At 72.9% G+C, this 12,635-nt stretch carries 11 protein-coding genes; 5 read left to right on the top strand and 6 right to left on the bottom strand.

The features are described from left to right. Both F8279_RS09560 and F8279_RS09555 read right to left on the bottom strand, forming a co-directional pair. On the bottom strand, positions 1-1,078 hold a 1,078-nt coding region (locus tag F8279_RS09560; RefSeq protein WP_151499713.1), incomplete at its 3' end, for an aspartate-semialdehyde dehydrogenase. 6 nt (positions 1,079-1,084) lie between these two features. Beyond that, positions 1,085-2,350, bottom strand: a complete 1,266-nt coding sequence (locus F8279_RS09555) for an aspartate kinase (RefSeq protein WP_091425876.1) — start codon at positions 2,348-2,350, stop codon at positions 1,085-1,087. 274 nt (positions 2,351-2,624) lie between these two features. On the opposite strand from F8279_RS09555, the gene F8279_RS09550 reads away from it, so the two are divergent. After that, a complete protein-coding gene (locus F8279_RS09550) occupies positions 2,625-3,350 on the top strand; it encodes a hypothetical protein (RefSeq protein WP_151499715.1) in 726 nt (241 codons plus the stop codon). Positions 3,351-3,373: 23 nt separating this feature from the next. Here the strand turns inward: F8279_RS09550 and F8279_RS09545 are convergent, their stop codons facing one another. After that, positions 3,374-4,360 carry a DUF5937 family protein gene (locus F8279_RS09545; RefSeq protein WP_151499711.1) on the bottom strand — a complete coding sequence of 329 codons (987 nt, stop codon included), beginning with the start codon at positions 4,358-4,360 and terminating at the stop codon, positions 3,374-3,376. Between the two features lie 71 nt (positions 4,361-4,431). On the opposite strand from F8279_RS09545, the gene F8279_RS09540 reads away from it, so the two are divergent. Beyond that, complete coding sequence (locus F8279_RS09540) at positions 4,432-5,706, top strand: MFS transporter (protein WP_091425882.1); 1,275 nt, start codon at positions 4,432-4,434, stop codon at positions 5,704-5,706. Positions 5,707-5,944: 238 nt separating this feature from the next. Continuing rightward, complete coding sequence (gene leuA, locus F8279_RS09535; protein ID WP_151499710.1) at positions 5,945-7,690, top strand: 2-isopropylmalate synthase; 1,746 nt, start codon at positions 5,945-5,947, stop codon at positions 7,688-7,690. An 18-nt stretch (positions 7,691-7,708) separates the two neighbouring features. On the opposite strand, the gene F8279_RS09530 is transcribed toward leuA, so the two are convergent. Beyond that, positions 7,709-9,154, bottom strand: coding sequence for an MFS transporter (locus tag F8279_RS09530; protein ID WP_151499709.1), 1,446 nt, complete (start codon positions 9,152-9,154; stop codon positions 7,709-7,711). A gap of 108 nt (positions 9,155-9,262) precedes the next feature. Here F8279_RS09530 and F8279_RS09525 point away from each other — a divergent pair, with 108 nt between their 5' ends. Both F8279_RS09525 and F8279_RS09520 read left to right on the top strand, forming a co-directional pair. Continuing rightward, positions 9,263-9,922, top strand: coding sequence for an HNH endonuclease family protein (locus F8279_RS09525; protein WP_091425889.1), 660 nt, complete (start codon positions 9,263-9,265; stop codon positions 9,920-9,922). After that, positions 9,904-10,356, top strand: a complete 453-nt coding sequence (locus F8279_RS09520) for a hypothetical protein (RefSeq protein ID WP_151499707.1) — start codon at positions 9,904-9,906, stop codon at positions 10,354-10,356. Before F8279_RS09525 ends, F8279_RS09520 begins: the two co-directional genes overlap by 19 nt. A 53-nt stretch (positions 10,357-10,409) precedes the next feature. On the opposite strand, the gene F8279_RS09515 is transcribed toward F8279_RS09520, so the two are convergent. Both F8279_RS09515 and F8279_RS09510 read right to left on the bottom strand, forming a co-directional pair. Then, positions 10,410-11,513: an ABC transporter ATP-binding protein gene (locus F8279_RS09515; RefSeq protein WP_151499706.1), complete on the bottom strand. Its 1,104-nt coding sequence runs from the start codon at positions 11,511-11,513 to the stop codon at positions 10,410-10,412. Continuing rightward, complete coding sequence (locus tag F8279_RS09510; RefSeq protein WP_091425897.1) at positions 11,510-12,625, bottom strand: ABC transporter ATP-binding protein; 1,116 nt, start codon at positions 12,623-12,625, stop codon at positions 11,510-11,512. Before F8279_RS09510 ends, F8279_RS09515 begins: the two co-directional genes overlap by 4 nt. Between the last annotated feature and the right edge of the window lie 10 nt (positions 12,626-12,635).

Raw genomic sequence — 12,635 nt, 5'->3', positions numbered from 1 at the left:
CGGGAGCTAGTACGGTCGCGTGGGCTCGGAGATGTGTAGAAGGGACAGCGGCTATCTGGGCCGTGTTGAGGGCGGCGCCCTTGCGGAGGTTGTCGCCGGTCACGAACAGGTCCAGGGCGCGGGGGTCGTCCACCGCCCGGCGGATCCGGCCCACCCAGGACGGGTCGGTGCCGACCGCGTCGATCGGCATCGGGAACTCCCCGGCCGCCGGGTCGTCGACCAGGATCACGCCCGGGGCGTTGCGCAGCACCTCGCGAGCGCCCTCGGCGTCCACCTCGGTGGCGAAGACCGCGTGCACGGCGACCGAGTGACCGGTTACCACCGGCACCCGTACGCAGGTGGCGGACACCTTGAGGTCGGGCAGCCCGAGGATCTTGCGCGACTCGTTGCGCAGCTTCATCTCCTCGGAGGACCATCCGCCGTCGGCGAGCGAGCCCGCCCACGGTACGACGTTCAGCGCCAGCGGCGCCGGGAACGGACCCAGCTCGTCTCCGACGGCCTGCCGCACGTCCCCGGCACGGGTACCGAGCACCCGATCCCCGGCGATCTTGCCGAGCTGGAGGTGCAGCGCGTCCACGCCTGCCTGCCCCGCCCCGGAGACCGCCTGGTACGACGCGAGCACCAGCTCGCGCAGCCCGTACTCGCGGTGCAGCGGCGCGACCGCCACGATCATCGCCAGGGTGGTGCAGTTGGCGTTGGCGATGATGCCCTTGGGCCGGTTGCGCACCTGCTCGGGGTTGATCTCGGGGACCACGAGCGGCACGTCGCGGTCCATCCGGAAGGCGCCGGAGTTGTCCACCACCACGGCGCCGCGCGCGACAGCGACCGGGGCCCACTGAGCGGAGACGTCGTCCGGCACGTCGAACATCGCCACGTCGACGCCGTCGAGCGCGTCGGCGGTGAGCGCCTGGACGGTCAGCTCCTCGCCCCGGCACTGCACGCGCCGGCCGGCCGACCGCTCGGATGCGAGCAGCCGGATCTCGCCCCAGACGTTGCGCCGGGAGGAGAGGATCTGGCACATCACCGTGCCGACGGCACCTGTCGCCCCGACCACGGCGAGGGTGGGTAGCGACGCCATGACGCGTTACCGCCCGGTGCCGGCGTAGACGACGGCTTCGGTGTCACCACCCAGCTCGAAGGCGTCGTGGATGGCCCGGACCGCCTTGTCGAGGTCGGTGTCGCGGCAGACCACGGAGACCCGGATCTCCGACGTGGAGATCATCTCGATGTTCACGCCGGCCGCGCCGAGGGCGGCGAAGAAGCCGGCGGCCACGCCCGGGTGCGAGCGCATGCCCGCGCCGATCAGGGAGACCTTGCCGACGTGGTCGTCGTACAGCAGGCCCTTGAACTTGACCGACTCCTGGATCTTGCTGAGCGCGGTCATCGCGGTCGGGCCGTCGGCCTTGGGCAGCGTGAACGAGATGTCCGTGCGGCCGGTGCCCTCGGTGGACACGTTCTGCACGATCATGTCGATGTTGATCTCCGCGCCGGCCACGGTGTCGAAGATCGACGCGGCGGCGCCCGGCTCGTCGGGCACGCCGACGATCGTGATCTTCGCCTCGCTGCGGTCGTGGGCGACCCCGGTGATCAGTGCCTGTTCCACAGGAAGGTCCTCCATCGATCCGGTGACCATCGTGCCGGTGTTGGTCGAGTATGACGAACGGACGTGGATCGGCAAGCCCGCGCGCCGCGCGTACTCGACGCTGCGCAGGTGCAGCACCTTCGCGCCGCAGGCGGCCAGCTCCAGCATCTCCTCGTAGGTGATCAGCTTGATGTGCCGCGCGTTCGGCACGATGCGCGGGTCGGCGGTGAAGATGCCGTCCACGTCCGTGTAGATCTCGCAGACGTCCGCCTCCAGCGCGGCGGCGAGCGCCACGGCAGTGGTGTCCGAGCCGCCCCGCCCGAGCGTGGTCACGTCCTTGGTGTCCTGCGAGACGCCCTGGAAGCCGGCCACGATGACCACCGCGCCCTCGTCCAGCGCGCCCTTGAGCCGCCCCGGGGTCACGTCGATGATCCGGGCCCGGCCGTGCACCGAGGTGGTGATCACGCCGGCCTGGGAACCGGTGAACGAGCGGGCCTCGTACCCCAGGTTGTGGATGGCCATGGCGAGCAGCGCCATGGAGATCCGCTCCCCGGCGGTGAGCAGCATGTCCAGCTCGCGGCCCGGCGGCAGCGGGCTGACCTGGTTGGCCAGGTCGAGCAGCTCGTCGGTGGTGTCGCCCATGGCGGACACCACCACCACCACGTCGTCACCGGCCTTGCGCGCGGCCACGATGCGCTCGGCCACCCGCTTGATCCGCTCGGCGTTGGCGACGGAGGACCCGCCGTACTTCTGCACCACGAGTGCCACGACGGTGCACTCCCTCCCAGCGACGACCCTGAGCGTGCCGACGCCGCCGGGTCTCTCGGTCCGGCGGCGCGTGTCAGACCGCCTCAGCCTATCGGGCGGGCCGCGACGCCGGGTCGGGTGATCCCACCATCCGGCCTCGCCGTGGGGCGGCTCACCAGCCCGGGAGTACGCGACACGCCAAGCGGTACAGCCGTACGGTGGGCTGTCCGCGAGCGTCCCCACGACGCAGAATGAGCCGGTGCACGCTCATCGACGTGCGGCCCGCCTGACCGGCGTGCTCGCGCTCACCCTGCCGGTACTGCTGGCCGCCTGCGACGGCGGCCGTCCCGATGCGGCGCCCACCGGCACCGCCGACCCGGTCCCGGTGCAGGTGGACGCCGCCCGCGAGGAACTGGCCGGGCTGGCCGCCGCGGCGCAGGACCGGCACCTCACCGCCACGTACGCGTTCGCGCCCGCCGAGGGCGCCCCCCGCACGGTGTCCTTCACCAGCGCCAACGACGGCAGCTGGCGGGTCGACGTGCCCGGCTGGGGGCACGCCGGCACGGTGGACGTCTCACTCGCCGGCACCTCCGACGGGCTGTTCCAGTGCGCGCTGCCCTCGGCCGGCTGGGCACAGGCGGCGACCTGCGTCCGCCTCGGCGACGCCGACGACGCGGTGCCGCGCCGGCTGGATCCCCGGGTGCAGCACCCGTTCACCGACTGGCTGGAGGTGCTGACCGACCGGCGTGCGCCGCTCGCGGTCTCCCCCGCCGAGCCGCTGCCGGGCGCCGACGGCCCGTGCTACACGGTCGACAGCACCTCGGCGTCGCTGAACGCGCCGCTCGACGTGGGCATCTACTGCTTCCGGGAGGACGGCACACCGGCGGCGGTACGGGCCGGGTTCGGCACCCTGACGCTGACCGGCGAGCCCGGCGCCGCGCCGGGCTCCGTCGAGCTGGCCGGCGCGGTGACCGACGGCGAGCCGGTGAGCCGGGACGCCCCGAGCCCGGGAGCGCCGTAGCGCTGGGCGTACGACCCGAGCGCTCAGGAACCGCGGGCCGCGCGCAACAGGGCCGCGCCCACCTCGGTGTTGCGGTAGAGCACGTGCCGCCCGGACCGGGACCGGACGACGAGACCGGCGGCGTGCAGCGCGGAGAGGTGCTGCGAGACGTTCCCCGCCGACATCCCGGTGATCCGGGCCAGATCGGTGGTCGTCACCGACGTGTCCAGCAGATGCAGCAACGCGGCCCGGCCGGCCCCCACCACCCGGACCAGTGGATCGCCCTCGGGCTCCGGCGCGCGTTCCCAGAGCGTCCCGACCGCCCGCACCGGGTACGCCGCGGCGGGCAACGAGTCCTCCAGCAGGTTCCACAGCACCCGCTGATGGCTGAACACGCTCGGGTTCAACGCCAGCCCTCGCCCCCGCAGGTCGAAGTCCCGCTCGAACGGGTCGTCGCTGACCACCCGGTCGCCGAGCCACCGCAGGCCGGGGTGGAGCCGCTCGAACAGCTTCCCCGTCCCGCCCTCGGCGAGCTGGGCCGCCCGGTACGCGACGTCGGCGTCGAGCACCGCCCGCATCCGCGGCCAGTCCGGGGCGATCGCCTCGTCGTACCAGACCCGCATCGCCTCGACGAGCCGCGGCAACAGCCCGGTCGGGTCGGCGAGCAACGCCCGCCCGAACGGGCGCAGCGGTCCGCTCGGCGTGGTCGCCAGCAGGTCCCTGACCACCACGTCGGGCGGCGTCGCGGCGATCTGGTCGAGCTGGCCGTCCATCTCCACCCCCGGGCGGGCCGCCGGGGTGAGGAAGTCGGGCAGCCAGCGGCGCGGCAGGGTGAGATGCACCAGCGGAGCGACCCGCTCGGCCACCTCCGGGCGGCGCAGCGTCGTCCGGGCCCGGTCGATCCACTGCAGGTGCACCGGATAGCGGGCCGGATCGGCAAGCGCCCACATGCTCATGACCGTCTCGTTGGCCGGCGACACACCGAACCGCACGCCCGCGACGTCGGCCAGCGTGAACCGCAACTCGGACATGCGCACCCCCCGATTCGGCTCAGCCTAAAAGGCTCGCCCCTGGCGTGGGGGGCACGATCTGCTTACCGGTCATGGGGGCCAGAGACAGCATCCGCACCGCCGTCCGCGACGTCGTACCACCGGCCGGGCTGACCCGCGCCCTGGCCGTGCAGGCGATGGTCTTCGCCGTCGGCACCGGCCTGTTCCAGGCGGGCAGCGCCGTCTTCTTCACCCGGGCGCTCGGGCTGAGCCCGGCCCAGGTGGGGCTCGGCCTCTCACTCGCCGCCGGGGCGTCCCTGCTCGGCACCGTGCCGCTGGGCGGGCTCACCGACCGGTACGGGCCGCAGCGGGTGTGGATCGTCTGCCTGCTGCTGGACGCGGCGCTGTTCGCCGCGTACCCGTTCGTCGGCGGCGTCGCCGGGTTCCTCGCGGTGGTGATCGCGCTGGCCGTGACGGGCGCGGCGACCGGCGTGGCCCGCCAGGTCTACTCGATCAACGTGCTGCGCCCGGAGGAACGGGTCACCGCGATGGCCTACCAGCGCTCCTCGCTGAACGTCGGCTTCGGGGTCGGCGCGCTGATCAGCGGCCTGGTGCTGGCCGTCGACACGATCTGGGCGTACCGCGGGATGGTCTGGTTCATCGCCGTGGTCTTCCTGGTGACCGCCGGTTTCGTCCGCCGCCTGCCCCGGCTGCCGGAGGTGACCCGTCCCGCCGAGCCGATGAGCCGGCTGGCGGTGCTGCGGGACCGGCCCTTCATGGCCGTCGCGCTGCTCTCCGGGCTGCTCACCGCGCACCAGACGCTCTACCTGACGGTGATGCCGCTGTGGATCCTCACCCACACCGACGCGCCGAAGACGATCATCGCCGGGCTGGTGCTGCTCAACACCGTGCTGATCGTGCTGTTCCAGGTACGCGCCAGCCGGGGCGCGGACGACGCGCCGGGCGCGGCCCGGGCGTCCCGCCGGGGCGCGGTGCTGATCGCCGCGTTCTGCGTGGTCCTGCCGATCTCCGGCGCGACCCGGGGACCGCTCACCGTGGCGGTGCTGGTCGCCGCCGCGACGCTGCTCATCCTGGCGGAGCTGATCGAGTCGGCGGGCGCCTGGGGACTCACCGCCACGCTGCCGCCCGCCGCCCAGCGCGGCGCGTACGTCGGCGCGTTCGGGCTCGGCTCCCAGGTGCAGTTCCTGATCGCTCCGGCCGGGCTGACCGCGCTCGGCGTGAGCACCGGCGGCTGGGGCTGGTACCCGGCCGCGGCGATCTTCACCCTCGTCGGGCTGGCGATCGTGCCCGCGGTGACCCGGGCGGAGCGGACACCTCGGCTACCGGGCGTGGCGAAGTCCTCCGACTCCGTGACTCTGGTCCCATAGTCCGGACCAGCCTTCCCACGGCACGTCCCACCACGTAGGGTGACCCTGTCATGTGGCGCGCGTACCTTCTCCTTGGCTGCCGCGACGAGGCCTGACCGGCCGGCACCTCGTCGCGGAGTAGAAACGCGCCGTCCAGCACATCCGATCTTCTTCTCGGCACCGCCGCGCACCGTCGCCCGGCATCTCGCCGACACCTTTCCGATCTGCTGACGCCACATGTTCCAGGGAGCACTCCGAGATGGCTCAACCTGTCACCGAGACCGATCCGTTCGCCAGCCAGCGCCCCAGCCGGATGCCGGTCCACCGCTACGTCCCGTACGACCGTGAGTTCGGCGTCGACCTGCCGGACCGCGCCTGGCCGACCCGCCGCGTCGAGGCCGCGCCCCGCTGGTGCGCAGTCGACCTCCGCGACGGCAACCAGGCGCTGATCGACCCGATGTCGCCCGAGCGCAAGCGCCGGATGTTCCAGCTCCTGGTGCAGATGGGCTACAAGGAGATCGAGGTCGGCTTCCCGTCGGCGAGCCAGACCGACTACGACTTCGTACGGCAGCTGATCGAGCAGGACCTGATCCCCGAGGACGTCACCATCCAGGTGCTGACCCAGTGCCGGGAGCACCTGATCGAGCGGACCTTCGAGTCGCTGCGCGGCGCCCGCCGGGCCATCGTGCACTTCTACAACTCCACCTCGACGCTGCAGCGCCGGGTGGTCTTCGGCCTGGACCGCGACGGCATCACCGACATCGCCACGCAGGGCGCGCGGCTGTGCCAGAAGTACGCGGAGATCCACACCCCGGACACCGACATCCACTACGAGTACTCGCCGGAGTCGTACACGGGCACCGAGCTGGAGTACGCGCTGGAGGTCTGCTCGGCGGTGATCGACGTGATCGACCCGACGCCGGACCGGAAGCTGATCATCAACCTGCCGGCCACCGTCGAGATGGCGATGCCGAACGTCTACGCCGACTCGATCGAGTGGATGCACCGGCGGCTGCCCCGGCGGGACAGCCTGGTGCTGAGCCTGCACCCGCACAACGACCGGGGCACCGGCGTGGCCGCCGCCGAGCTGGGCCTGCTGGCCGGCGCGGACCGGATCGAGGGCTGCCTGTTCGGCAACGGCGAGCGCACCGGCAACGTGGACCTGGTGACGCTGGGCCTGAACATGTTCTCCCAGGGCATCGACCCGATGATCGACTTCTCCAACATCGACGAGGTCAAGCGGGCCGTCGAGTACTGCAACCAGCTGCCGGTGCACGAGCGCCACCCGTACGCGGGCGACCTGGTCTACACCGCGTTCTCCGGCTCGCACCAGGACGCGATCAACAAGGGCTTCGCCGCGCTGCACGCCGACGCGACGGCGGCCGGGGTGCCGGTGGACGACTTCACCTGGGCGGTGCCCTACCTGCCGATCGACCCGAAGGACCTGGGCCGCACCTACGAGGCGGTCATCCGGGTCAACTCGCAGTCCGGCAAGGGCGGCGTCGCGTACATCATGAAGACCGAGCACCAGCTCGACCTGCCGCGCCGCCTCCAGATCGAGTTCTCCGGCGTGGTGCAGCAGGTCACCGACCACGGCGGCGGCGAGGTCGAGCCGGGCGCGATGTGGGAGATCTTCGCCCGCAACTACCTGGTCGACCACCAGGTCGACCCGGCCGTGAAGCTGGCCGAGTACACGATCGGCACCGTCGACGGCAAGGTCGAGATCGACGCCCGCGTCGGCTTCGGCGGCGAGACCCGCGCGCTCACCGCCGTCGGGAACGGCCCGATCGACGCGTACGTCAACGCGCTGCAGTCCCTGGGCGTGGCGGTGCGGGTGCTCGACTACCACGAGCACGCGCTGTCCTCCGGCGGTGACGCGCAGGCCGCCGCGTACGTGGAGTGCGAGGTGGACGGCCGCACGGTGTGGGGCGTCGGGGTGGACGCCAACATCGTCACCGCCTCGATCAAGGCGGTCACGAGCGCGGTGAACCGCACCCGCGCCTGATTCCGGCACGGCGGGGCCTCAGCGTGACGCGGGGGCCCCGCCCTCCCGCCGGGGGCGGTGGATCAGCACGGCGGCGAGCACCGCGCCGGCCAGCAGCAGCCCGGCGCACCAGGCCAGCGCCCCCCGGTACGCGTCGGCGAGCGCGCCCTTCTGCTCGTACCCGGTGCCGGAGAGCCCGACCAGCAGCGGCAGCGCGGCCACCGCGAGCAGGCCGCCGGCCCGGGAGGCGGCGTTGTTGAATCCGCTCGCCACCCCGGCGAAGCGGTCCGCGACGGCACCGAGCACCGATGTGGTCAGCGGCGCCACCACGAGCGTGAGCCCGGCGCCGAACAGTGCCACGCCCGGCAGCACGTCCACCCAGTACGACGCGCCCGGCCCGACCCGGCGCAACAGCAGCAGACCCACCGCGGCGATCACCGGGCCGACGGTGAGCGGCAGCCGGGGGCCGATGCGGGCCGACAGCGCGCCCGCGCGCGGCGAGCCGACCAGCAGCAGCACCGTCATCGGCACCGTGGCCAGGCCGGTGAGCAGCGCCGACCAGCCGACCACGTTCTGGAGGTAGACGGCGAGGAAGAAGGTGAACCCGCCGAGCGCCGCGTACACCACCACTGTGAAGACGTTCAGCACGGAGAACAGCCGGCTGGAGAACAGCCCGGTGGGCAGCATCGCGGTGTCGCCGCGCCGCCGCTCGACGAGCACGAAGACCACCACGGCGGCCACCCCGAGCACCGCCGTGACCAGCACCGCCGGGGAGTCCAGGCCACGCGCCGGCGCGTCGATCAGCGCGTACGTGACTCCGCCGAGCGCGAGCGCGCCGAGCAGCGCACCTGCCACGTCGAACCGCCGCCCCTCCCCGGTACGCGACGCCTCCTCGTCCCGGCTCTCCGGCACCCAGCGCAGCGCGGCGAGCACCACGCCGACGGCCAGCGGCAGGTTGACGAAGAAGATCCACCGCCAGGAGAGCGTGTCGATCAGCCAGCCGCCGAGCAGCGGACCGAGCGCTGTGGACACCCCGGACAGCCCGGACCAGGTGCCGATCGCCCGGCCCCTGTCGTCCGGGTGGAAGCTGGCCTGGAGCACCGACAGCGAGCCGGGGGTGAGCAGCGCCCCGCCGGCGCCCTGGAGGAACCGGGCGGCGACGAGCCAGCCGGTGTCCTGGGCCAGCCCGCAGAGCACCGACGCCACAGCGAACCAGACCACGCCGAACAGGAAGACGCGCCGCCGCCCGAACCGGTCCCCGAGCGCACCGCCGAGCAGCACGAACGCGGCGAGCATGAGCAGGTAGCCGTTCACGGTCCACTGCAGACCGGCGACTGTGGCGTCCAGTTCGGCACCGAGGCGCGGCAGCGCGACGTTGACGACCGTGCTGTCCAGGAACACCATGCCCGAGGCGAGGATCGCGGCGAGCAGCGTGCCGCGTCCGGCGGCGGAGCCGGTACGCAGCGCGGGAGCGGGTGCGGTCACGTCTCACCACTCTGCCCGCCGCCCACCCTCGACGCCACGAATCGCGGAAACCGCCGCCGGGTACTGTGCGGACTCGCCCGGAGCCCGCAAGCTGGAGAGGTGTCGTCTGTGCGTACGAGATCAGGAGCCCGAGCCGGGCTGGCGGCCGCGCTGAGCGCGGTGCTGGCCCTCGGCGTGGCCGGCTGCGACGTGTCGGTCACCGAGCCGGAGGCGCCGCCGAGCGCCGCCGGGAACGTCAACAAGCAGCTCGGTGAGCTGACCGTGGCCACCGCCGGGTCGATGAAGGGCTACAGCCGCTCCCGTTTCCCGCACTGGCGCGGCACCGGCAAGAACTGCGACGTACGCGACAGCGTGCTGCAACGCGACGGCGAGGGCATCAAGCTGTCCGGCTGCAACGTGGTCGGCGGCCGGTGGGAGAGCGTCTACGACGGGGTGGTGCTGAACGATCCGTCGGGCGTGGACATCGACCACACCGTGCCGCTGGCCGCCGCGTGGCGTTCGGGCGCGGACGAGTGGGACGACTCGAAGCGCGGCGACTTCGCCAACGACCTGACCCGGCCGCAGCTCATCGCGGTTTCGGCGCGGTCCAACCGGGCAAAGGGTGACCAGGATCCGTCCCAGTGGAAGCCGCCGAACCGGTCGTCCTGGTGTCAGTACGCGGCGGACTGGGTGACGGTCAAGCACTACTGGCGGCTGACTGTGACAAGTGCCGAGAAGGCCGCTCTCACCGACATGCTGGAGGGCTGCACATGGGCGAGCAAACCGTGACTGGGCCGGACGCCACACCGGCGCCGGAGGCAGGCGGCGCACCGGCCCCGGAGTCCGCACCGGCCGGTCCGGCCTCGGCCGGGATGACGGCTGACGGCCGGCAGCCGGCACCCGCCGACGTCGCCGGAGCGGGCATGACCGCCGACGCGGTGCCGGGTGCGCCGGCCGGCGGCGCGCCGGGCGGACCGGCGGACCGCACCGCTGACATCACCGCCGGGCCGGGCGGGGTCATGACCGACGAGGTGGGCGTGGTGACCGGAGAGTTGACGCTGCGCACCGAGCACGCCGACGGCCGGGTGACGCTGCGGGTGCAGTACAAGGACGCCGACGAGTGGTACGCGGTCACCGACGGTTCCGCGCCGCTGGCCGACCCGGCCGCGCTGGACGCCGTGCACACGATCGCGGTGGGCCTGCTCAACCGCCCCGAGGGCTGACCGACGACAAAGCGCGTCCCCACCCGGGCCGGGTGGGGACGCGCTTTGTCGTGTCAGACGTACGATCCGGGCTCGCTGGGCGCGGAGACCACGCCCGGCTCCTCGCCCTCGCCCTCCGGCCGGGTGATCTTCGCGGTCACCTCGTGCGGGCGCAGCTCACCCGCGGCGATCTGCTCGGCCCAGTGGCAGGCCACCCGGCTGGCGCCGATCGAGCGCAGCTCCGGCCGCTCGTCGGCACAGCGGGTCGGCTGCGCCCACGGGCAGCGGGTGTGGAACCGGCAGCCCGACGGCGGGTTGGCAGGCGACGGCAGGTCACCGGCGAGCAGGATGCGCTCGCGCCGGTCCTCCACGTCCGGGTCCGGCACCGGCACCGCCGACATCAGCGCCCGGGTGTACGGGTGTAGCGGCTCGGTGTAGAGCCGGTCGCTCGGCGCCTCCTCCACCAGCGCGCCCAGGTACATCACGCCGACCACGTCGGAGATGTGCCGCACCACGGCCAGGTCGTGCGCGATGACCAGGTACGTCAGGCCGAGGCTGTCCTGGAGTTCGTCGAGCAGGTTCACCACCTGCGCCTGGATCGACACGTCCAGCGCGGAGACCGGCTCGTCGGCGACGATCAGCTCCGGGCCGAGGACGAGCGCGCGGGCGATGCCGATGCGCTGGCGCTGGCCGCCGGAGAACTCGTGCGGGTAGCGGGACAGCGCCCACTTCGGCAGGCCGACCGCGTCGAGCGTCTCGCCGATGATCCGCCGCCGGTCGTCCCGGTTCGCGCCGATGCCGTGGGTCTGGAGGCCCTCGGTCAGGATCGACTCGACGTTCTGGCGGGGATCCAGGCTGGACATCGGGTCCTGGAAGATCATCTGCATCCGGCGGCGCATCGTGCGCAGTTTGCCGGCGGGCAGCGTGGTCAGCTCGACGCCGTCGAACTTCACCTCGCCGCTGGTCGGCGGGTTGAGCTGGAGCAGCGCCCGGCCGAGCGTGGACTTGCCGCAGCCCGACTCGCCCACCAGCCCGTACGTCTTGCCGCGCGGGATCCTCAGGTCGACCCCGTCGACCGCCTTGACGTGCCCGACGGTCCGGTCGAACAGCACGCCCCGGCGGATCGGGAAGTGCACCTTCAGGTCGCGGACCTCGACGAGGATGTCGTTGTCGCTCATGGGGTCTCCTCCTCGCGCGGAGCCGGTCCGAAGCCGGGCACGGCGGGCGGGTCGGCCGGCTCGGCCTGGGCCGGCACCGCACCCGGTTCGGCGGTCGTCGGCGCGGTCGCGCGGGTGTCCGCCTCCGGGGTCAGGCCGGGGACCGGCACCGGGTTGACGCAGCGGTAGCTGCGCGCGTCGTGGGTGAGCACAAGCTCCGGCGGCTCGCCCACACACGCGTCGACGCGGCGGGTGCAGCGCGGGGCGAACGCGCAGCCGTCCGGCCAGGGCAGCACGTCGCGCACCGAGCCGGGGATGGGGTTCAGCCGTTCGCCGCGGCCGGCGTCCAGGCGCGGCACCGAACCGAGCAACCCCTCGGTGTACGGGTGCCGGGGCTGGCGGAACAGCGGACGGCGGGTGGCCGTCTCCACCACCCGGCCGGCGTAGAGGACGTTGATGGTCTCGCACATGCCGGCGACCACGCCGAGGTCGTGCGTGATCATGACCAGGGCGGTGCCGGAGTCCCGGACCAGGTCCTTGAGCAGTTCCAGGATCTGCGCCTGGATGGTGACGTCGAGCGCGGTGGTCGGCTCGTCGGCGATCAGCAGCCGAGGCTGGCAGGCGACCGCCATGGCGATCAGCGCCCGCTGCCGCATGCCCCCGGAGAGCTGGTGCGGGTACTCCTTCAGGCGCCGCCGCGGGTCCGGGATGCCCACCCGGTCGAGCAGGTCGGCCGCCTCCCTGGTGGCCGCCTCGCCCCTCATGCCCCGGTGCCGGGCGAGCACCTCGGTCACCTGGAGCCCGATCGGGATGACCGGGTTCAGCGAGGAGAGCGGATCCTGGAAGATCATCGCGACATCCCGGCCGCGGATGTCGCGGCGGGACCGGTCGTCGAGCTGGAGCAGGTCGGTGCCGTCGAAGACCGCCTTGCCACCGACCCGCAGGCCCGGCTGCTTGGGCAGCAGGCCCATGATGGCCAGCGACGTGACGCTCTTGCCGCAGCCGGACTCGCCGACCAGGCCGACCACCTCGCCGGCGTCGACCGAGAAGGACACCCCGTCCACCGCGTGCACGGTGCGCTGCCCACGACGGGCGAACGTGACGGAGAGGTCGTCCACTTCGAGCAGTGCCATGGCTGACTGA

The organism is Micromonospora sp. AMSO1212t (assembly GCF_008868145.1).
Taxonomy (GTDB): Bacteria; Actinomycetota; Actinomycetes; order Mycobacteriales; family Micromonosporaceae; genus Micromonospora; species Micromonospora tulbaghiae.
Note: the sequence above shows the minus strand (reverse complement) of the source record. Positions and strands in the feature narration are given on the sequence as shown.